20 protein-coding genes are annotated in these 21,080 nt (G+C 37.0%); 8 read left to right on the top strand and 12 right to left on the bottom strand.

Annotated features, from left to right (window positions below; genetic code table 11):
* Positions 1-128 precede the first annotated feature (128 nt).
* A complete protein-coding gene (locus tag DV872_RS23885) occupies positions 129-833 on the bottom strand; it encodes a cytochrome c biogenesis CcdA family protein (protein WP_114632489.1) in 705 nt (234 codons plus the stop codon).
* Positions 830-1,240, bottom strand: coding sequence for a co-chaperone YbbN (locus DV872_RS23880; RefSeq protein ID WP_114632488.1), 411 nt, complete (start codon positions 1,238-1,240; stop codon positions 830-832). The genes DV872_RS23885 and DV872_RS23880 overlap by 4 nt, the downstream gene beginning before the upstream one ends.
* Before the next feature lie 160 nt (positions 1,241-1,400).
* On the opposite strand from DV872_RS23880, the gene DV872_RS23875 reads away from it, so the two are divergent.
* Positions 1,401-1,718 (top strand): helix-turn-helix transcriptional regulator, encoded by a 318-nt coding sequence (locus tag DV872_RS23875; RefSeq protein ID WP_114632487.1) that lies wholly within the window; start codon positions 1,401-1,403, stop codon positions 1,716-1,718.
* A 242-nt stretch (positions 1,719-1,960) separates the two neighbouring features.
* Here the strand turns inward: DV872_RS23875 and DV872_RS23870 are convergent, their stop codons facing one another.
* Both DV872_RS23870 and DV872_RS23860 read right to left on the bottom strand, forming a co-directional pair.
* Complete coding sequence (locus DV872_RS23870; RefSeq protein WP_114632486.1) at positions 1,961-2,263, bottom strand: hypothetical protein; 303 nt, start codon at positions 2,261-2,263, stop codon at positions 1,961-1,963.
* 568 nt (positions 2,264-2,831) lie between these two features.
* The gene (locus DV872_RS23860) at positions 2,832-3,281 is read right to left on the bottom strand and encodes a YaiI/YqxD family protein (RefSeq protein ID WP_114632484.1); all 450 of its coding nucleotides are present in this window, start codon (positions 3,279-3,281) and stop codon (positions 2,832-2,834) included.
* A 138-nt stretch (positions 3,282-3,419) separates the two neighbouring features.
* Here DV872_RS23860 and DV872_RS23855 point away from each other — a divergent pair, with 138 nt between their 5' ends.
* The 6 genes from DV872_RS23855 to DV872_RS23830 all read left to right on the top strand — a co-directional run bounded on the left by DV872_RS23855 (position 3,420) and on the right by DV872_RS23830 (position 10,264).
* Complete coding sequence (locus DV872_RS23855; RefSeq protein WP_114632483.1) at positions 3,420-3,800, top strand: hypothetical protein; 381 nt, start codon at positions 3,420-3,422, stop codon at positions 3,798-3,800.
* A 117-nt stretch (positions 3,801-3,917) separates the two neighbouring features.
* A complete protein-coding gene (locus tag DV872_RS23850; protein ID WP_114632482.1) occupies positions 3,918-5,567 on the top strand; it encodes a sensor histidine kinase in 1,650 nt (549 codons plus the stop codon).
* Positions 5,560-6,318 (top strand): response regulator, encoded by a 759-nt coding sequence (locus tag DV872_RS23845; protein WP_114632481.1) that lies wholly within the window; start codon positions 5,560-5,562, stop codon positions 6,316-6,318. The genes DV872_RS23850 and DV872_RS23845 overlap by 8 nt, the downstream gene beginning before the upstream one ends.
* A 106-nt stretch (positions 6,319-6,424) precedes the next feature.
* Positions 6,425-7,477, top strand: coding sequence for an extracellular solute-binding protein (locus tag DV872_RS23840; protein ID WP_114632480.1), 1,053 nt, complete (start codon positions 6,425-6,427; stop codon positions 7,475-7,477).
* 71 nt (positions 7,478-7,548) lie between these two features.
* Positions 7,549-8,619 (top strand): ABC transporter ATP-binding protein, encoded by a 1,071-nt coding sequence (locus DV872_RS23835; RefSeq protein WP_114632491.1) that lies wholly within the window; start codon positions 7,549-7,551, stop codon positions 8,617-8,619.
* Positions 8,609-10,264: an iron ABC transporter permease gene (locus DV872_RS23830; protein WP_114632479.1), complete on the top strand. Its 1,656-nt coding sequence runs from the start codon at positions 8,609-8,611 to the stop codon at positions 10,262-10,264. The genes DV872_RS23835 and DV872_RS23830 overlap by 11 nt, the downstream gene beginning before the upstream one ends.
* 185 nt (positions 10,265-10,449) lie before the next feature.
* Here the strand turns inward: DV872_RS23830 and DV872_RS23825 are convergent, their stop codons facing one another.
* Entirely contained in the window at positions 10,450-11,661 is a 1,212-nt protein-coding gene (locus DV872_RS23825; RefSeq protein ID WP_114632478.1) for an aminotransferase class I/II-fold pyridoxal phosphate-dependent enzyme, read from the bottom strand.
* Between the two features lie 174 nt (positions 11,662-11,835).
* On the opposite strand from DV872_RS23825, the gene DV872_RS23820 reads away from it, so the two are divergent.
* Complete coding sequence (locus DV872_RS23820) at positions 11,836-12,306, top strand: Lrp/AsnC family transcriptional regulator (RefSeq protein WP_114632490.1); 471 nt, start codon at positions 11,836-11,838, stop codon at positions 12,304-12,306.
* Positions 12,307-12,883: 577 nt separating this feature from the next.
* Here the strand turns inward: DV872_RS23820 and DV872_RS23815 are convergent.
* The 7 genes from DV872_RS23815 to DV872_RS23785 form a co-directional block, all read right to left on the bottom strand.
* On the bottom strand, positions 12,884-13,162 hold the full coding sequence (locus DV872_RS23815; protein ID WP_114632477.1) for a hypothetical protein: 279 nt from the start codon (positions 13,160-13,162) through the stop codon (positions 12,884-12,886).
* Positions 13,159-13,440 carry a BrnT family toxin gene (locus tag DV872_RS23810; RefSeq protein WP_114632476.1) on the bottom strand — a complete coding sequence of 94 codons (282 nt, stop codon included), beginning with the start codon at positions 13,438-13,440 and terminating at the stop codon, positions 13,159-13,161. Before DV872_RS23810 ends, DV872_RS23815 begins: the two co-directional genes overlap by 4 nt.
* Positions 13,441-13,911: 471 nt before the next feature.
* The gene (locus tag DV872_RS23805) at positions 13,912-14,799 is read right to left on the bottom strand and encodes a transposase (protein WP_114632475.1); all 888 of its coding nucleotides are present in this window, start codon (positions 14,797-14,799) and stop codon (positions 13,912-13,914) included.
* 1,001 nt (positions 14,800-15,800) lie between these two features.
* Complete coding sequence (locus DV872_RS26420; protein WP_147283258.1) at positions 15,801-15,983, bottom strand: hypothetical protein; 183 nt, start codon at positions 15,981-15,983, stop codon at positions 15,801-15,803.
* Complete coding sequence (locus tag DV872_RS23795) at positions 15,980-17,167, bottom strand: uroporphyrinogen decarboxylase family protein (protein WP_114632473.1); 1,188 nt, start codon at positions 17,165-17,167, stop codon at positions 15,980-15,982. Before DV872_RS23795 ends, DV872_RS26420 begins: the two co-directional genes overlap by 4 nt.
* Before the next feature lie 114 nt (positions 17,168-17,281).
* A complete protein-coding gene (locus tag DV872_RS23790; protein WP_158547156.1) occupies positions 17,282-19,249 on the bottom strand; it encodes a helix-turn-helix domain-containing protein in 1,968 nt (655 codons plus the stop codon).
* 632 nt (positions 19,250-19,881) lie between these two features.
* On the bottom strand, positions 19,882-20,787 hold the full coding sequence (locus DV872_RS23785) for a GGDEF domain-containing protein (protein WP_114632471.1): 906 nt from the start codon (positions 20,785-20,787) through the stop codon (positions 19,882-19,884).
* Positions 20,788-21,080: the final 293 nt, after the last annotated feature.

Raw genomic sequence — 21,080 nt, 5'->3', positions numbered from 1 at the left:
CTGTCCAAACGTTGTAGTATGATGACTCATAGCCGATTTCCTTTTGTTGTATTGTTTTAGTCGACTTAAGAATAAACGGAGATCGGCTTTTATAAAACCCCTTTCAAATTATCTTGGACAGCTGTGATTTAAAATATATTTTCCCATAACTTAAAAAGGGAATAAATTATCAGAAACAGCCCACAGAATCTTTTGATCCAATTAGAGAGATTTCCGATTTTTTCTGAATTTATATAATTTATGATTTTGTTGCCAAAGGTACCTGCCAATACAATTGAGGCGGTATGACCAATCCCATAAAAAATAAACAATGTAATTCCGAACCACATTTGGTTCAATGATTTTGTAAATACAATACCTATCATGGGAGCAATAAATGCAAAACTACAGGGTCCAAGAACAATTCCATATAAGAATCCCAGTGTAAAAGCGCCTAATTTCTCATAACCATGTATTCCACCCAACAAAGAAATATTCAGTCTCCTGAATAGAGGAATATCCAGAAGCCACAGTCCACAAAGGAGAAGAAAAATATAGGCCGTAATTAAAATTGGAGCCCCAACATCTCCAAGGATTCTCCCTAAAAAACCTGTGACAAATCCCATAAGGATAATCATTGCAAGGATTCCCAAAGCAAATAGCAATGATAATCGGAATCCGTCTTTAGAATCGGGTACTTTATGATCATTGATATAGCCAATGATGAGAGGAATTGATGCCACGTGACACGGACTGAGAAACACACTCAGGATTCCCCAAATAAGGCTGGCTCCCAAAGAGAATAATGATAATTCATAAAATGTTTGATTCAACATCATTACGACTTCATTCATTGGATGAGAACACCACCCTTTTCAAGAATAAGATAGAGTTCTTCTGTAGGGAAAAAACCCTCATGCCTGTAATATTCTTTTCCATTTGAATCAAGAAAAACCTGTGTAGGTATCACTCGGATATTATATTGCTTTGCCATGGGCTTTTGCTCTTCTTCCCAAACATCATAGAAAATCACATCTACCTGATCTCCGAGACTGGTCTTAATCTCCTCCATAACAGGAACCATAGCTTTACAGGGAACACAATTTACAGAGCCAAGCTCAATAAATGTAACCTTTTTACTTTCAGAGACTGATCCACTCCCGGTTTTACCAGAGGTATCAGCATTCACTTTTTCACTGCATGAAAAAAGTAATAAATAAGAAAGGACAATGAGTCCTATGTAAAATTTTTTTGTCATCATATTATTGCTCCAGAAATCATACCTGCCAAAGAGACTTCAGATAAAACTAAATAATTTATTATTTGAAAAGTCTTTTCAAAGTTTCTTTATATTGAAACAACTCAACAATTGAAGCAAGTCATTTCTTGACAAAGTTTCTTTATTTTGAAACATTAAAACAATGATAAGCGATGATGAACGGAAAAAAGCAGAAATCAGGGCTCATATGTTTAAAGCCCTTGCTCACCCTGTAAGAATTTATTTTCTGGAAAAGCTAAAGGAGAAGACCTGGTGTGTCTGCAAATTGGCAGAAGAAGCTGGAATCCCAAAATCAGCAGCCTCAAAACATCTATCACAGTTAAAGGAAGCAGGTTTGGTAGATGATTCCAGGGTGGGAACAAGAGTGGAGTATAAACTTACAGCACCATGTGTATTAGAATTGGCAGCCTGTGCAGAAGGGGTCGTTCTTACAAACCGAAGAAAACAGCTGGAACTATGATTCCCTTGGGTTAATTTTATTCATACGCGATCGAATAATCCTGTAATATGGTTTATTTCAGGGAATCTACCTTAAACGTTGCCTAGAGCTGTATTGACTTGAGGGAGCACTATAGTTGAGGGATGCTCCTGTTACAACATAAGAGCATACTTTTTTTATTTTATAATAAGAGCTTTTGCAGTTCCCATCCAGATGAATATAGGAAATTAACCCCTTTCAATCTGATGACAAATAGACACCTGCTATTTGTCAGTTGATTTCAACATATTCTCGTAAGTTAATTTTGCCATTTTATAGCGAAACCTGGAAATAGGATTCCGGACTCGTTTAATAATTATCTCAATACTTGTGAGATTCAGTCTAAGCACACTCTTCTGAACATTGGATTTTAATTTCCTAAAGGCCTTGCTTCCCGGAGCTTGGCCAGATTGTAAAAACTCAATCAAAGCCTTTCTGTCAGATCCTGATAAGAGCTTCTGAATTCTCTTAAGCTGTTTTTCCTGCTGAGTTTGTATTTCTTTTTCTATTTCCGGCTTTAATTTCAACGGTTTATGCTCCTTGGCAAGTTCTTTACATCAGTTTCAAGATGGAATATTACTATAGATAACAAGAGAAGAAAAGGATTTCCTATATTGAGGAAATCTACAGTAAGAACGGGTTTGAGATTCCTGAGATGAGCACAATGAATAAACTCATTACTCAAAACATGTAAATATCTGTTTCACCACAAACTGCTTACTTCCATCCCCGAAAGGGTTTAAGCCAAACAAAAGACACTCGCAATGAGTCTTAATTGGGTCCACAAGGACTTGAACTTGAGCAGCATCCTTATGCAGTTCATATACTGCCGTATCGTACCGCATTAGAAGTGCATATGCGGTATGTTTTCCATATAAAGCTTCTGGGTTCATATAATATGGGCGTCGGTATTTCTCATTTGCTAGATATGTTTGAGATCAGTAGACCAACTGCCTATAAGTTCATCAAACGGTATGCGGATCATGGGATGAAAGGTTTATTGGAATTACCCCGAACACCACCATTATTACTTTAATGTGCATTAAAGTGAAAAAAACCAAAGCATGGTCTTTCAGATATCCCGACCCACAACTCCTACTTAATATGTTTAGTTAACCAACGATCCAATTGATTGGCAAATGCTTGAATATCTTTTTTGTTTAGGGCTGCCGGACCTCCGGTATCCATCCCTCCGGATCGAAGGGTATCCATTAAGTTACGCATTGCTAAGCGGGATTTTACATTTTCCTGAGTATAAAGATCTCCCCTTGGGTTCAATGCAATACCCCCTTCATCAATAACCTCGGAAGCCAGAGGAATATCGGCGGTAATCACCAAGTCACCCGATTTCATTTGCTTTACAATTTCATTGTCTGCTACATCAAAGCCGGCTGGAACTTTTATAAAAGAAATATTTGGAGATTTGGGAATCCGTAGTGTCTGGTTTGCCACCAGAGTTATAGAAATATTCCTACGGTCTGCACATCTAAAAAGGATTTCCTTAATTGCCACGGGGCATGCATCAGCATCTACCCATATTTTCATAACTCACTATCCATGTTGAATAATATAAAGGATGAAACAAAAAAAGAAACCTCTTTTAAAGACATGATCTGATGATGTTGCTACAAAAAAAATCCAAAAGACATTTCAATTGGCGTCGATAAGAGTGTCACAATCCTAATGGTACACATCATATACATCGTTTACAAAGCTACAAGGACATCCTTTACACTTCAGAGCACGGGAAAACCGCATCATGTTTCAAATAAAACTCCAGCTTATATTGAAAAGCAAATCATATCTTTGAGGAAAAAGCATCCGCGTTGGGGAGCTGCTAAGTTGTTAGTATTACTTGAAGACAGGTACTCCAATCGAGATCTTCCAAAGCTTACAACAATAAATAGTATTCTGAAGAGAAATGGAATGATTGCACCTAGAAAAAGAAGATTTAGAGTTGAACCCACTTATCCTATATTTGATCCAAAAGCCCCGAATGAAAGCTGGAGTGATCAGCTTCATCCAGGAAACTATCATATCGAACTACTTTTAAAGGCTTTTTAATGATAGGCAGAGTCAGAGATAAAGACAAATTGATAGTCAATGTACATAGACTGATTATATTGATTTACCGATTTGGACAGCTTGCAAAGAAAAAGCATATCCGTTTTACTTTAGAATATGAAATTCCAAACCAAATTACGAAAAGAATTTATGGCCTTTTTTACAAAATTGATTTTGGTTGTTGTATTTCTATTTGCTTCTATAGCGGTGATTGTTAATTTTGTAAACAATAATATGAATAAGAATCACAGTATAGAATTGGTAAACAAATCATTTATAAATTTAACTGATAAAATTACTTTACAAATAAGTTCACATAATTCTGATAATGAGTATTTACAGGCAATACAGGATAATCATGTCAGCAGAAAACTTGTTTCAAGTTCTAACTATTCATTTTCCCGGACAATAAATGTTCGCTATAGCTATAATATTTATGATATGAGCGCAAATCCTATATATCAGGAATCTTATCACCTGTTACCACAATACAAAATTTATTTAAACATAATTAGAGATCGAGTTAAAAATGACTCCCCGATTAAGTATATTTTGTATCCCAATTATAAGACTCATACGGCGAGTTTGATTTATTATGGCGGTTTATACAAAGATTCAAAGCTCATTGGTTTTGATATGTATTCAATCGATATAAGAGATCTGAATTATTCTTTATTACCTAACACAGGCGATTATGTTATTACTGATCGTTTTGATAGTATTATTGCTACAAATAATTATAAAATATTAGAAAAAAGTCTGAACTTAAAATATGTTAAAAATTATACGATTGATAACGCAAATTATCATGTCACCAGAGTAGAAAAGGACTTTTACTCTATTTATTTTCTCGAAAAATATATCAGTCTAAGCAGATGGTATTTAATAGTATTCTCTATATTTCTTTTAATACTACTTGTTGTAGTCGCGTTCTCTTATAAAATAATAAAAAAAATTGCAAGGGAAAATGCTCAGAGTTTTGAGTCCATTATTGCTGATACAAATACTGTATCAATGGGTAATCTGGATCATAGAATTAATGAAAACCTTGATGATGACTTTAACAGTCTGGCTATTAACGTTAATGAGATGTTAGATAAGTTGAATTCTGAAATTATTTTAAATAAAGAATTAAGTGAAACTAATAGCATTTTTGAAAAAAGAAAGCTTGATGCTCAGTTTAACCCTCATTTTTTATATAATTCATTAGAAACAATTCGTTATTCAATGCAGTACGATGTTAAAGGGACCGAAAAATATATTTTAGATTTAACTTCAATTTTAAGGTATTCAATTTCTAATAATATTAACTATTCATCGGTGGAAAACGATCTGACTTATATTAATAAATATCTGGAATTATTCAAATATCGGTTTAAAGAGAAATTAACATATTCAATTACAAACTCAGATAAGGTCAAAGATGTTTTAATTCCTAAGCTTGCAATTCAGCCCCTGGTCAGCAATAGTATAAAGTACGGATTTGCAGAGAGCTTGCATGTACGAATAGATATTTCAACTGAAATGATCGATGACCGATGTTACATTAGAATACGGGATAATGGGTCCAGTATGACCGATGAAATGATAAAAGAGATTAATCAAATCTGTAAACAGAAAAAGAACCCGACCAACCATATTGGCATTCATAACGTTTTAAGGCGATTTATGATCCTATATCCAGATGCATTGCTGAATGTCATGCGGGACAGTGAAGGCACCGTCTTTGAAATAACGTTTAAAAAGAAGCTGAAAGCGAATGTATAATGTAATTATTTGTGAAGATGAGGATATTATTCGAAAGGGATTACTATTTAGTTTTGACTTTCAGAGTTTAAACTTAAAGGTTGCAGCAGACTTTGATAATCCTGTTTCCTGTTTAGAGTATCTAAAAAATAATTCTGTAGATATTGTTATTACTGATATAAAAATGCCGCTTATGAGTGGGTTGGAAATGATTAGTAGGATCGAAGATAAAAAAAAGTATGAATTTATTATTCTAAGTGGCCATAGTGATTTTGAGTATGCAAAAAAAGCGATTTCCTATGGAGTTACAGAATATCTGGTTAAACCTTTAGATCATCAGTTACTGGAGGTTTCGTTAAAAAAAGCAATCAACAATCTTAACGATAAGAATTTGTTAAATAATACTAAATATCAAATTAAAGATTTATCGACAGTGTATAAAGATCTACATATTGAAGATTCTTTGTTCCAATCAATTATTACATTTATAAAAGATAATTATATGCATAAAATAGTTTTAAATGATGTTGCAAATGAACTGAACTATAGTATTTCCTCTATAAAAAACAAACTGAAAGAGCATGATCTTACATTCAATACAACTTTAAATCGCTATAGAATATATAAGGCTATTCAATTTATGAATCTAAATGATTTACCTATCTATAAAATTGCAAAGATGGTCGGGTATAGCGATTACAAGTACTTTTGTGCAAAGTTCAAGAACTATACGGGGTATTCTGTTACTGAACTAGTCCAAAAAAATCAATAATTATTCAGATTTGGCTTCTTTTCGTCTAAAGTCTATCTTTTAGTGGTATATCGTGCTGCAGATAGTGGTGGTAAAATTATTTATCACTTATCAAAGGAAGGTCGATATGAAAAGATTTTTAATGATGGTAGCAGCAGTATTTATGCTTGTAAGTTTCAATGTTGCAGCTACTGGATCTCAGGACTCTAATGAAGCAGGGGAAGTACAGAAAGAAGAAATGAAGCTGGTTGTGTATTCACCCAACTCTGAAGGTCTTCTCAATGCAGTAGAAAAACCATTCGAAGAAAAATATGGTATCGAAGTAGAAATTATTTCAGCCGGTACAGGTGAATGCCTTAAACGTATCGAATCTGAAAAACATGATCCACAGGGTGATGTTATGTATGGTGGTAGCTATGCAACAATCCTGGCACAAAAAGCTTTGTGGGCAGATTATGTTAGTAAAAATGATTCTAAATTAGTTGAAGCTTATCGAAATGAGAGTGGTTATGTAACTAAAAATACCCTTGACGGTAGTGTAATTGTTATTAATAAAACTAAATTAGCAGAAAAATTACCTGGTGTTACTATTACAGGATATGAAGACATTATTACATACGGAGCTCAGTTAGAAGGTCAAATAGTCTCTGGCGACCCTGCAAAATCATCAAGTTCATTTGCTCATTTAACAAATATGTTAATTGACTTTGGTGGATATGAAGATGAAACTGCCTGGGCAAAAGTAACAGAAATTTTCAAAAACTTAAAAGTATTAGGTTCAAGTTCAGGAGTCTGGAAAGGTGTGCGAGATGGTGAATATACTATTGGATTATCCTATGAAGATCCTTGTCTAACATTAATCAATGATGGCGCAGACGTAGAAGTTATTTACATGGAAGAAGGTGTTGTATTCTTACCAGCTGGTTGTGCAATTATCAAAGATGCTAAGCATCCCGAAGCAGCTAAATTATTCATGGATTTTATTACTTCTAAAGAAGTTCAAGATGTCTATGGTATGACACTAACGAATAGACCTGTTTACGACGGTGTACAAACCGCAGATTACATGAAACCAATTGATCAAATCAATGTTAAAGTTGAAGACACTTCATATATCTCTTCTCACAAACAGGAAATTGTAGATCGTTATATTGATATGTTTACAAGCCTGGACAACTAATAGTAAAAAACTTACATCTACCTAAAGGAGGCAAAGGCCTCCTTTAGGTGGAATTAAATGGGGAAAATAGTATGAGTGTAGCAATAGATATAAACCATGCCTTAAAAAAATACGGGGAAAATGTAATTATTCCAGACTTGAATGTGAAAATTGAAGATGGAGAATTTTTTACATTATTAGGCCCATCGGGATGTGGAAAAACAACATTATTAAGAATGATTGCCGGTTTTAACAGTATAGAAGGCGGGGAATTTTATTTTGATGAAAATATAATTAATGATCTGGACCCGAGTAAAAGAAACATCGGTATGGTTTTTCAGAATTATGCTATATTCCCTCATTTAACAGTACGGGCAAATGTTGAGTTTGGTCTAAATAACAGGGACTTTAACAAAAAAGATATTGGTCCTATGGCTGATAAGTTTTTAAAATTAATGCAGATTTATGAGTATAGAGATAGAATGCCTGAAAACTTATCTGGTGGTCAGCAGCAAAGAGTCGCATTAGCAAGAGCTCTTGTGATTTCTCCTGATGTTCTTTTAATGGATGAACCTTTATCTAATCTGGATGCTAAACTCCGTCTTGAAATGCGACAGGCAATAAGGGACATACAAAAAGAAGTTGGAATTACCACGGTATATGTAACACATGACCAGGAAGAAGCAATGGCTATCAGTGATAGAATAGCAGTTATGGAATTGGGTAAAATTCAACAGATTGGTACACCTCAATCTATTTACCATCGTCCCGTTAACGAGTTTGTTGCAAGTTTTATCGGACGAACTAATTTTGTTACCGCTGATTGTGATAAAAATGAATTAAATGTTTTAGGGCATAAAATTACAGTAAAAGATTTAGATTACAAGGGCAAGGTCAAAGTTTCTATCCGTCCTGAAGAATTTATGCTTACCGACGATAAAAACACAATTAAAGCTGTAGCAAAAGATACTATTTTCTTAGGTCTAAATACCCATTTTTTTATGGAATTACCAAATAAACAAATAGTGGAAATAATCAAAGAGAGTATGATTGATAATATAATCGAGCCAGGTACAACTGTTTATTTGACAATTAATGTAGAAAAAGTAAATGTATATACTGAAGATGGTAAGAAAAATCTGGTAATTGCTCATGAAAATTAAAAAACAAAAAATTAACTTATGGTCATCTTCAACCTTAAGCTTATTAATTTTATATACAATTTTTTTGATTTTACCACTTGTAATGTTACTATCAGAATCTTTTCTAGATAGAGATACAGGACAATTTACTTTAGAAAACTTCCAAAGGTTTTTTGGAAAAAAATATTATTATTCGACTTTGTTTAATTCCTTTAAGGTTACTGTTCTAGTTACATTTATTGCTGTAGCTTTAGGTACCACTCTGGCATATTTTTTTGCGCGATTTAAAATTAGGGGTGCAAAAACTCTTAGAATTCTGGTTATTTTATCGAGTATGTCCGCCCCTTTTGTCGGTGCTTATTCCTGGATCTTATTATTGGGAAGAAACGGAGTGGTCACGAAATTTTTTGAAGGTCTATTCGGCGTTGAAATGCCAGATATTTATGGTTTTAAGGGTATTTTACTTGTATTGTCATTACAGCTCTATCCGCTTATTTTTCTCTACGTTTCAGGAGCCTTTTCAAATGTAGATAACTCATTGCTCGAAGCATCGGAGAACTTAGGTTGTTCCGGAGTAAAAAGATTTTTTAAGGTTATTGTTCCGTTGATTTTTCCAACTGTTTTAGCTGGAGCATTACTTGTATTTATGAGATGTTTTAGCGATTTTGGTACTCCCATGTTAATTGGTGAAGGGTATCGTACATTCCCTGTTACTATTTATGATGCTTACATGTCGGAGTTAGGTGGAAATAATGGTTTTGCGGCGAGCATTGCCATAATTGCAATTATTGTTACCTTAATTATCTTTTTAGTTCAGAAACGTATTGCTAATAAACATGCTTTTACAATGAATAGTATTAATAAGATAAGACCTGTAAAAATTGGAGGTATTAAAAATTCTTTAATACATATTTATGCATATTTGTTAATTACACTTTCTATAGCACCCCAGGCATATGTTATTTATACATCCTTCAGGAATGTTAACGGTACTGTATTCACCAGTGGCTATTCATTAAATAATTATGTTATAGCTTTTTCCAAAATGGGAAATGCTATCAGAAATACTCTTATTATTCCCTTGATATCATTAACCTTTGTTTTAATTTTTGCCGTATTTATCGCTTATTTGGTAGTGAGAAAACGTTCAAAAATTACTGCAGCAATCGATACGGTTTCTATGATCCCTTATATTGTTCCCGGTATTGTTGTTGGTATTGCATTAGCAAACACATTCAGCCGACCGCCAATGGTTTTAACAGGTAGTATGACAATTATGGTCATTGCGCTTATTATCAGACGCTTACCGTATACAATCCGTTCGAGTGTCGCAACCTTGCAGCAAATACCAATATCAATTGAAGAAGCAGCTCTTTCTTTAGGAGCCAGTAATGTAAAAACATTTTGGAAAATTACCATCCCAATGATGTCAGCCGGTATTATTTCCGGAGCTATTTTATCGTGGATAACTATGATTTCAGAATTGGCTTCTGCTATTTTACTGTATACCGGAAAAACAAGAACTTTGACGGTAGAAGTTTACACCCAGGTTCTACGGGGGAATTACGGTGTAGCAGCCGCTCTTGCCGCAATTCTGGCAGTGTTAACTACTTTATCTTTAGTACTCTTTAACAAGGTGAATAAAGGTCGGGATTTGTCAATGTAGTGCCGTTCCCCGAAAGGGGTTTGGCCAAAAAAAGACACTCAAAGATAGTGCTTCTGATATGCTGTATTCAGACCACTTATTGACTTGAACTTTTTTGATGTAAACAGTATTAAAGAATCTGATTTTCCTGAAACTGTCAGATTGTTAATAATATTTTCTTTTCATAATACTGAATAAGGAAAATCTTACACTAATCCCAGATCGTCGAGACAGGATTTAATCAGTTTGTAAGTAGCTTCAATATCATGGTCAAGTCCAACAGAAAAACGGATCAAGCCCGGGGATAATCCCATTTCATCCTGAAGGACCTGGGGTACCTCAGAAGATGTACTCCGTCCTGAATTGGAAAACAGTGTCTTGAAGTAACCGAGGCTGACAGCATGATATCCCACTCCCCGCTCCTGCATCATCTCCAGAAAAGGTGCAGCTCTTTCAGGAGTTTCGAGATCAATTGCAATCATTCCTCCATACCCGAAGTCCATATTCATCATTGAAGTCAGCAGCCCATGATCGGGGTGCTCAGGAAGACCGGGATAATTAGATTTCAGTCCAATCTCTTTAAATCTATGAGCAAGGTACTTTGCATTTTCACTGTGCTTCTGCATTCTGATATGCAATGTATTGATGTTTTTCAGAATATTGGAAGACCTGAGCGGATCCAAAACCGGGCCGAGAAGCATTGCCGTACCATCGTTAACATTGCTGATTTCATTGATAAAATCTTCAGATGCACATATTGCTCCCGCCACAGCATCATTTTTACCGTTAATAAACTTGGTCATGCTGTAAACGACAATATCAGCACCAAGTATGAAGGGAGAAAGGATCATGGGGGTAAAGGTATTATCCACAACCAGCTTGATGCCATTAGATTTGGCAATTTTAGATAGTTCTGGGATATTTGAGACCTGAAGCATCGGATTTGTCATACTCTCGGTATAGATTAATTTAGTGTTCTCTTTGACAGATTTTCTGATACTTTCCAAATCGCTTATATTTACAAAAGTTACTTCAATATTAAATTTCTTAAGGTAGTTTGCCAAAAATGCATAGGTACCCCCGTATGTTGTGACACTTGTTATTATGTGATCACCACTGTTAACAAGTTGAAGGATTGAAGTTGTAATCGCCGCCATTCCGGAAGCCGTTACCCAGGCTGATTCTGTTCCTTCCATAGCGGCAAGTGCCTCGGCAAGATACTTGTTACTTGGGTTCCAATGCCTGGAATATAAAAAGCAGCCAGCCGCATCACCGTTAAATGCATCAATCATTGTCTTTTCATCTAAAAAGGTATAGGTTGCCGAATCTGTTATCGATGGATTTACACCTCCAAACTCCCCAAATTGTTTTAAACGCTGAATTGCTGTGGCCGGATCTGTAAATCTTTTCGTTTCCATTAAAAACCCCTTTCGATCAGAATGTTTTCACTAATAAACTATCCACTAATTAAGACCATTGAAATTGTACAGTTGTTATTATATATGTAATTAGAGAGCTTTTGGTGGCAGAAATACCTCTAGTACTTTATAATCTTGATATATCATGCTAATAAACATATCATAATTAGCATGATGAGCTATTTTGAATTGGACAAGACTGATATCAGTATCCTTCATATACTGCAGGAGAACGGTAAATTGACTGCTATAGATATTGGAGAAAAAGTAGGGCTCTCCCCATCTCCTTGTGCACGTAGAATCAGACATCTGTACTCTGACGGATATATCACTGGAGTGCATGCTTCCCTTAACCTGAAGAAGCTCGGCATTGGGGTACAGGTAATTGCCCAAATCCGTCTCAGCCGCCACAGCGAAACTATTGTGGAAAGTTTTGAATCAGCGGTTGAAAACATGCCGGAGGTAACTGACTGTTTTACAGTATCCGGTGACTTCGATTACATGCTTAGGGTGATATGCCTTGACAACGAAGCCTATGAGAAATGGGTACGGAGGCTTCAGAAGCTGGACCTGATAAATACCATAGACAGCCGCTTTGTAATCCGTTCGGTCAAGGAGTCAGGACCCATTCTGCTAACAAAGTAGATATGGCAGGAATCTTTCTTATAATATGAAATAAATCTATTACGTTAGGTTGAAATTGTCCATAGAACTAGGGAATGCCAACCGTTATTACTGAAGCAGTGAATAAATCCGGTTGAAGTCTAAAAAACGATAGGATGCCCTCCACATGTTATAATCCCTATCACTCATTTTACATAGCTTAGTGTATCTCCCCGAAATGGGTCCACAAGGACACGAACTTGAGCAATATCCTATGCAGCTGTATCGTAGCGCGAAAGAGTTGCTTATGTAGTAAGCTTGCCATATAAGCCTTCTAGGTTCATAAAATAAGAGCGTCGATATCAGTGTCAGAAAATTTAGTAAACAGATATTTTACTTACGTTTGATTAATCCCTATCCCCGAAAGGATTTTAACCAAAAAAAAAGACACTCGCAATGAGTGTCTTAATTGGGTCCACAAGGACTTGAACTTGTACAGTCCCATTATGCAGTACATATAGTGCTGTATCGTAGCACATAAGAAGCTGCTATGTAGTAAGTTTTCCATATAAAGCTTCTGGATTCATATAATAAAGGCGTCGATATCGGCGTCAATAATCTAAGCAGTTCTGGACTTATCAATTAGTAATCCATTGGTGTATTTATGAATCAAACTGGATATCAGAGTTTGATACGGTAGCCCTTCCTGAAGAGCCTTACTTTGAATCGCCTTCAGATCATGCTCAGATAAGCGAATATTTACCCTTTTATTCTTTTTTAAGGTATTTGCAGCAACTTCTGATAAGTGTTTTTTCTCGCTATCGTTAATGCCGATAGAACTCAAATTTCCGGCTTCATACTCCTCAAGTATTTCATTTTCATATTCATCAAGGTTCATTCTGATCCTCCTAGATATTGTTTCTTCGCCTTTCTACTGGGAATTATCGTTTTCAGAAAGATCTCATCATCGTTTTCAACATAAGGAACTAAATATACATAATCATTTACAAGAACAACATATATATTCTGATTCGGGTATTTCTCTTTATTAGGATGCTCAACCTTATCCAGGATTCCTCCATTTTGGATGCAGAAAACTACTTCCTCAAAAGAAATACTCCTTTCCTTAATAAGATGAGCATTTTTATTATCATTCCAGTTGAATAACTTTCCCATATATTAAGTATAGCTATCTGTGTGCCTTTTGGAAACACTCATATCTTTTAATTTGATTTATTTAAATAATATCTTTCCAGTTGGAGAAGATGATCCTTTTTACAGATTCAAGTAGTGAAGATAGAACGTTAAACATAATTCATTGTCGACAGTCTTAAATATGGAAGAATTTCCACATTAGTTGAAAAAAATGATATGTTGTGACCCTTGTCAAGTTCTGTTTTTTCTTTCAATAACAGCCTCCTGATTTAACCGGATAGAAGAAAAGATAGAGAAGCAGATTATGTGGCGATAGACCACTCTGATATACGTGGATTGATTACCACAGGCCAATGATTTCGTCGGGTGCTTCCTCTGTCTATAGTCGAGGATCAATAGACTTATTGCCTCAAGTTTTTACCAAGGATTCACCTTTATCGCTATAGCTTCTCTATCCATCCTTCTTCCCAGATAATTTATTTATTAAAAGAACTATTGTGCTGCTGTAATAGAATCAGTATTTCCAAGCATCATACCCCATATAAAACCAGATAATTTTCTAGCAATTGCTGTGACAATTTTTTGACTCACTTTACCTCTATAATTTAACTTTTTGAATTTCTTATTCAATCTCCATCCTGCTTTATCCGCATAAGCTACAATCTCACAATCTTGTCCTTTCCTCCGCATCTTGAGAGTTTTAGAAGGACCGTAATGTTTGTAATGCCAGCTTGATTCAATTAATAACTTCCGCAATCTGGAATTACCCGCTTTTGTAATACTTCCTAGTCGTCTTTGATTACCACTGGATCGCTCTGATGGTACAAGCCCCAGATAGGACATAAAATTCTGTGCCTTTCTGAATCTTCTGAAATCACCAATTTCGGCTATAAATGTTAATGCTGTCAATGTATCAATACCTTTAAAGCATCTCAACTTTGATACTTTTTCTACATACCTTGCCTCTGCTGCAATCTCATCTATTTTATCTTTCAATAGATCAATTTTTGCTTCATCAGAAGTGCTAGGTACATATACACTGACTATTTCTTGATTTCTAAGGACTTTTGCCAGCATCAGTGCATCTCTTTTATCAGTTTTAATTCGATCACCTGGTTTTCGAGGTAGAAGAGATGGTGCTGCTACATAGCAGGTAATATTCATTTCTTCCAGTTGCCGATAAAGAGCGAAACCTGTAGGACCAGCTTCATAACAGCATATGAGACTTTCATCTTTATACTTGTTAAAAAACTTCTTAATTCTTGCAGGCTCATTTCTGATCTGTCTTTCAAATTCGACATTTTTATTATTGTCTCTTAAAACAGCGATTGATATTGAATCCTTGTGGACATCCATCCCGACATAAAATAAACTTTTCATAGTGGCCTCCGTTCCTTTGTATATGGCGTGCTTATGCATTGTTGATTAACTAAAGTGTAAGCTAATCCACGAATGTGCAAACACGGGGGTCACATCATATTGTCTATAGGACGAGTTAGAAAAGATTTCCATCAATGTCTCCAGAGAGACAATCAGAAAAGTTATTCAGGATTTCCGGAAGTCAGGAGACATAAAACCTAATTACTCATGGAGTAAATTTCTAAAATCTCACTGGCAATCATTGTAAGCCTGCGACTTCTTCACAGTCGATATCTTTGGTTTCAAGAGATTCTATGTCTTCTTCATCATTGAGCTCAAGAGCAGAAAAATAGTTCATTACAATGTTACTCAGAATCCAAACATTCTCTTCTTCAGAAACCAGATCGGGTATTTTGAAGAGTTATTTCCTGGTTCATATTTGATTCATGATAATTCCGGTGAGCTGAAGGACTTTCCATATCATGAATATGAAATCAATGGAGTAGCTACGACGCCTTTCTCTCCGAAGGCTGGACGAAAGCAAGCTTTCTGCTCGCTCATACATCCTGGTCTGAATGCATATGCTGAAAGATTTATCCGGTCTGTCCGTCAGGAATGCCTGGATTGGTTTATAATCTTCTCAGCAGCAGTTGAGGAATATCCTGAAATCCTACATGGAATATTATAATAAATATCGACCGCATCAAGGCATCAAATCCATTCCGGAAGATAAATCTCCAGATGATTCAGGTAAGATTAAGAAAGAACCTATCCTCTACGGATTACATCACCACTATTACAGAGCTTCTTGATCTAATATGGAAAACTTACATCATTAACCTTGGAATAACTGTTTCCGGAAAATACCAAAACCAGCATATTCCTAGCTTTCATCAATATATTTGCAGTAAAACTTGCTTTTAAAATTTGTTTAAAGCAGGAAGCCCCATAAAGTTGCTTACATTTTGATCTAATCTTCATTTCGCATATTAAATTGTCAGTACGGGACAAACCGATAATTGTCATGACGCCGATAATCCCCCCTGGAAAACCAGTGTCGGAAATATCGGCTCGCTCCCGCTTTCCGTGGGCATATAAAAATAGATGGATAGGTTGATTACCGCAAAGGATGTCAATGCCCATCCGAAGGTGCCCGCTCCGTAAATCAGTTTTTTCCACAGCGGCAGTGTTTCAATCTCGTTCATTTATGTACTCCCGACTGTATCTCTTCTACAGTTTTCAGCATAGTCTGCATATTTTCTACCGGCATAGTGTGCTGCATCATGTGGCTCATTCCCAAAATATGGTGCCCTTTCTCGCCGCCGATTCTGTAGAAGCGGAGAATATCCTCTCTCAATTCTTCGGGGCTCATGGATTCCCCCTGCTGAACATCGATACCTGTGATAAAGGTGAGGTCTTTACCGTATTTTCCGTAAGCCTCTTTAAAATCATTTCCTGCCTTTGGCTGAAAAGCCTGGAGCATATCAAGTCCCGCCTCCACATAGTCCCCGAGCAGGGGCATCTGATAACCGCAGGAGTGCAGAACGGCCAATGCCCCCTCTTCATGTATGGCATCTATGATCCGCTTGAGATGTATATATGTGGTTTCTCTCCACAGATCCGGGGGAAGGAAGGTCTGATTATCGAAACCGTAGTCGTCGTAGATAAATACGGCATCGGCACCTGCCCTGATACATCTTCTTGCCACCTCGATCGACCAGTCGGCCATCCTCTTCTGAAAATCGGCAACCTTGTCGGGACAATCGTAGAACCACATCATCCATTCAGTCATGGGAGCCAGGGAGGCACCGGGATAGTCCTGTGACCCGAACACGGTTCCCATCAGAAAGGCTTCCGGATCTTTTTTACGGGCTGCGGATAAAGGAGCATAAATAGAAGGGTCAAAGGAATCGGGGAACCGGTATTTCACAAGATCTTCAGCCGTTTTTATGGGATTATCGGTAACATCCATATAAATCCCGCTCCCCATGGCGTAGTCTTCACCGAAAGCATTGTTCTTCACAATGACATCATTTTTTCTGATTTTATACTTCGTTTTACCCTCAACCGGTTTGTACCAGGTTTCAACCAGTGCAGTATCGCTTCCCAGATCCCGCACATACTCCCGGTTCAGAGTGCCTTCAAAAAGAAGAGGCAGTCCCCTGCCTAGACTTTCGGGAATAAGAGGCCCCCCACCCTTTCTAAAAAGTTTCCACTGCGCCTGACCTTTCAACTGAGTTGTGAATCTACGGGCTTTCCTGACGTTGCTCATCATCTTGATTCCCCCATGGGGATTGAGCCAGTAAAAGACCGGTATCCTGTCCACACTCTTCCCCTGAGTGACGGCGAGAACCCTTTCTCGTGAGGTCATATTTTCACCCTGTTTCATATAAATTCATCCTTTTTTTGATTATCATACAACTCAAAATAGGGGATTAATACAAACTGAGCTAATCAGGAAAAGAGAATGCCTGTCAAAAACAGACATTCACTGTCAGAGCTTTTACTGATTCCTGGTTTTAAGGCGATATTGGCTTGGAGTCAGTTCTTTTTCTTTCTTAAATGCTCGATTAAAAGTAGACAGGCTTTCAAACCCTGCTTCAAAGGCGATATCGACGATATTCATTTCACTCTCTTCCAGGAGCCTTGCAGCCTCTTTGATTTTATAGCCGTTGATGAAATCGTTGAAATTCCGTCCTGTTTTTTTCTTTAAAAGACGGCCGAAATAATCAGGATTCAGATCCACTAGTTCAGCCACCTGGTAACGGGTCAGGCCTTCAGAAAAATATTCATCCATATAGGCAATAGCGCGCTTCACCTTTCGTTCTGCCGTAACAGCCAGCTCTGAACCGGAATCACCATGACGAAAGCCCGTTGCCGTTCCTATCACTTCAGCTACTCTTTCAAGGAATTTTTCTACAGTCTGATTTAATTTTTGAGGCTCTAGAAGAACACAGCGCCATTGCAGGTTATCTGCAAGGGCCATTGGAAACTCATGAAGCTTCTCATATATTTTGCGGTCTGTAAGGTCATCAGCACTCATCCTGCAGAATGACCTTATGCTGTTTTCCTCATCACAAATGATTCCTCCCTCTGCCTCGCTGAGAGCTATTACCCTTACAAGAGCAATTTCAATAAAGTCATCGATACGAGTTAAAATAGTTATATCTTTTGTCAGGTCAGGACTATTCGAATTTATATATAAAGAAGAATCCCCGGCAGATATATCTGTCATTATACTGCCAAGCAATAACTCACTGCTGCGGGTGCTGACTTTTTCATTAAGCTGACTGTTGAAATCCTCCACTTCTTTTTGAAGAATCAGAAATCTGTTTAGAAGGATCGCAGCCAGTCCGGCTGAAAAACTGAAGAAAAGATAGGGGAAGATCATATAACCGAAAATAAGAGCTTCAATAACAAGAATGTCATGAACAACTCCGACTGCAACCATCAGAATCCCACCTGCCAGGAACCATGCCTCACGGTTTGAAATTCGGATCTGTATAATGGTCTGTCTGAACGTATAGACAATACTAATAGCCAGGGGAATATATGTAATAGACATGGAGTACTGAATCACAAGGTTTCTTACAAGAGCAAAACCTGCTATATCCGCAAAAATATGAACACAGGCATAAACGATCAAGGCCTTACCGATTCGGCTGTCTTGTCCGTCAAACAAATTTGAGAAACAGAGAACAAAGAGGGGAATCATAATTCTGATTGAACCCTGATCCAGAAAATAAAGCAGATAGACCAGAGTCTTATGATTCTGCACATTCAGATAGGCGATGACTTCAGAGTTGGCAATAAAAAAAAGGAATGCAAAAATGCTGAATAGTCCAAAATAGATATAGTGACGTTCTTCCTTCCGATACAACCCGATAATAAGATAAAAAATACCGATAGCCAAATAGAGGCCGGAAATAATGAAACTGATAACCCAGACAACATAATATCTGCTGTAGAGAGTAGCAGCTGGACCAATTTGAATTGCCGGTCCGAGGATTCCGGCCTTCCGGCCCGACGTTCCTGTTTCCATTACAATATATATAAAGTTATCACTCTTTGAATAAAAAGCATCATTAGGGATGTCAATAACCTTTCGGCCCCAGGTAATCGATAATGCTGAGTCATTTGAACCGACCTCTCCGATAAAAGTTTCATTCAAATATATTTTTGCGACATTGCTGATCTGTCCGCAATTCAAAGCCAGATGCTGTGGAGCAATGTTATCCGGCAGCTGTTTTCTCAGGGTTATCCGGCCATTGTAATGATCAAGATCAGGGCAATCAGAAAAATTGGATGGGGTGATTAGAGGAAGCCATTCGCCGGATTCATGATCATTCTGCCACTCATCCTGATATCCTTTTCGATACTCCCACTCTCCAAGTAGAGATACGGGCTTACTTTCTCCGAACTCAGATTGAATTTCCGGTATATCTGAATCCTTTGCATGCAATGAGGTCAAACTGTTTCCAAGTAATAATAGGATTAGAATAAATTGCATAGAAATCCAACCTGCCTGTAGTTATGAGTCAAAATTTTATAACACCATCATTTACTGACTCTGGAGACATCCTATTATATATCATACAGGGAGGATCTCACGTACAATATTATTTCATAAAGCAAATACGATTTCTTTTCATTCACCATAAGAATTCCTGCATGCTAACGCTCAGGGGAAGCCGTTCCAGCTCCAAACTTGAATGCAGATGCTAAAAGACTACAGGGTTCAATCCACCGAAATGTTTTGGACCATTTATATCCTGTGTCTCTTCCAAACATATCCAGGCCAGAGAGACTGGTCAAATGATGTAACCCTGTATGTGATTTCTGTACATCGGTTCGGAGATTTGCCTTGGACGTCCCTCAGATCAAACCTCTCTACTATAGCCGTGTCTACAGCTGGCAGTTTTTCTCACACTACAACCTGAACGTTGATAATACAATAGAACGGGACTAGCCTTCCTTTAATCAAAGATGTTCTAGCGTCTCCAGCTCTCGCCTGAGGTGGAACTTTTTTATAATTATGATTTATGGAGTATTCGATTTCCGCGTCTAATTTCAGGTACGATTCTGCTCATTATTAGAATTGGTTCAGCCTGTAACAACTCTGTTATGACCGCCCTCTTTTGCCTGATATAGAGCTTTATCAGCTTTATTGATCATCTGCTCAAAATTCTCGTATTTATCCGAAAATGTCACTAATCCCAGACTGATTGTTATTCTTATGCTTTTACTCTCTGATATTTTAAACAAATGGTTTTCGACGGCTTCTCTAAGATGTTCAGCAGCTTTTTGCATACCTGCCGGATCAGATCCTTTTAGCAGCAGTGCAAACTCTTCTCCCCCGTAGCGGGCAAGAATATCATTCTGCCGGATATTCAAAGATAGAACTTTCGACAATTCTACCAATACGGTGTCTCCTGCCGGGTGACCATAATTGTCATTCACCTTTTTAAAGAAATCCACATCAAGAATGATCAAGGCGAAAGTCTTCTTATATTTTCCGACAAAATCAAAAAGCTGATAGCCTTCTTTCTCAAAGGATCTTCTATTAAGCACCTTTGTAAGTACATCCGTATTGGCCAGTATCATTAATTCATTGGTTATTGAAGCGAGGTTTTTTGCATAGAAGTAAAATACAATAGTGATTGATAGAACCGTTGAAGCAAGCGAGAGAATAGTGAAAAGTCCGGTCATCCTGGAGGACAGCTTTACAACAGGTGGGATCAAAGTTATCACTTCGCTTAAAAGAAGGAGAACAATAGCGATCAGGTTCGTGAATATCAGTGCAATTCGCTCGAATAATATATCAAAATCAAAGATAAAAAAGGTAATGGGGGCGACAATAAAGAAAAAGTAATTGAAGTTCGCCTCTTTTGGAAACCATAAAAATACAAGAGAAAACTCCTGAAAAAGAAATCCCAGAATCATTAATATCTTAGCTGTGTTAAATTGACGTATTCTTAGAAAGACAAAGACTGCCAGAAGATCAGCCAAGCAAAGGAATGTAACGAATATAACTTCTTTTCTTTGACATATAGGATATAGAAAACCTGAAAAAGGGTGACAAGAGCGATGCTGAATCCATTGATAATGTATGTGAATTTGTTTTTCGTTTCAAGACTGCTGTCCCAGCCGATTAGAGCTAATAAAGATCTCATAGTGGATAGGCTACACTGTTTCAGACAGTAATTACTCGGACACATTATAATTTCCAGATATAATAGATGTGAGGGTTTAGATGATAGAGAATAATGAGAAGTCCAATATGTCGAAACGATATACAGAGG

The sequence above is a fragment of the Oceanispirochaeta sp. M1 genome (assembly GCF_003346715.1).
Taxonomy (GTDB): Bacteria; Spirochaetota; Spirochaetia; order DSM-2461; family DSM-2461; genus Oceanispirochaeta.
The sequence above is the reverse complement of the archived record's forward strand: the minus strand, read 5'-3'. Positions and strand labels throughout refer to the sequence as shown.

Bases quoted from the DNA above. Each gene is read 5' to 3' on its own strand.
- DV872_RS23805 (WP_114632475.1), bottom strand. From the start codon at position 14,799: ATGAAAAGTTTATTTTATGTCGGGATGGATGTCCACAAGGATTCAATA.
- DV872_RS23810 (WP_114632476.1), bottom strand. From the start codon at position 13,440: ATGGGAAAGTTATTCAACTGGAATGATAATAAAAATGCTCATCTTATT.
- DV872_RS23855 (WP_114632483.1), top strand. From the start codon at position 3,420: ATGGTACACATCATATACATCGTTTACAAAGCTACAAGGACATCCTTT.
- DV872_RS23845 (WP_114632481.1), top strand. From the start codon at position 5,560: ATGTATAATGTAATTATTTGTGAAGATGAGGATATTATTCGAAAGGGA.
- DV872_RS23850 (WP_114632482.1), top strand. From the start codon at position 3,918: ATGAAATTCCAAACCAAATTACGAAAAGAATTTATGGCCTTTTTTACA.
- DV872_RS23885 (WP_114632489.1), bottom strand. From the start codon at position 833: ATGAATGAAGTCGTAATGATGTTGAATCAAACATTTTATGAATTATCA.
- DV872_RS23880 (WP_114632488.1), bottom strand. From the start codon at position 1,240: ATGATGACAAAAAAATTTTACATAGGACTCATTGTCCTTTCTTATTTA.
- DV872_RS23830 (WP_114632479.1), top strand. From the start codon at position 8,609: ATGAAAATTAAAAAACAAAAAATTAACTTATGGTCATCTTCAACCTTA.
- DV872_RS26420 (WP_147283258.1), bottom strand. From the start codon at position 15,983: ATGAACGAGATTGAAACACTGCCGCTGTGGAAAAAACTGATTTACGGA.
- DV872_RS23840 (WP_114632480.1), top strand. From the start codon at position 6,425: ATGAAAAGATTTTTAATGATGGTAGCAGCAGTATTTATGCTTGTAAGT.
- DV872_RS23835 (WP_114632491.1), top strand. From the start codon at position 7,549: ATGAGTGTAGCAATAGATATAAACCATGCCTTAAAAAAATACGGGGAA.
- DV872_RS23825 (WP_114632478.1), bottom strand. From the start codon at position 11,661: ATGGAAACGAAAAGATTTACAGATCCGGCCACAGCAATTCAGCGTTTA.
- DV872_RS23875 (WP_114632487.1), top strand. From the start codon at position 1,401: ATGATAAGCGATGATGAACGGAAAAAAGCAGAAATCAGGGCTCATATG.
- DV872_RS23795 (WP_114632473.1), bottom strand. From the start codon at position 17,167: ATGAAACAGGGTGAAAATATGACCTCACGAGAAAGGGTTCTCGCCGTC.
- DV872_RS23815 (WP_114632477.1), bottom strand. From the start codon at position 13,162: ATGAACCTTGATGAATATGAAAATGAAATACTTGAGGAGTATGAAGCC.
- DV872_RS23820 (WP_114632490.1), top strand. From the start codon at position 11,836: ATGAGCTATTTTGAATTGGACAAGACTGATATCAGTATCCTTCATATA.
- DV872_RS23860 (WP_114632484.1), bottom strand. From the start codon at position 3,281: ATGAAAATATGGGTAGATGCTGATGCATGCCCCGTGGCAATTAAGGAA.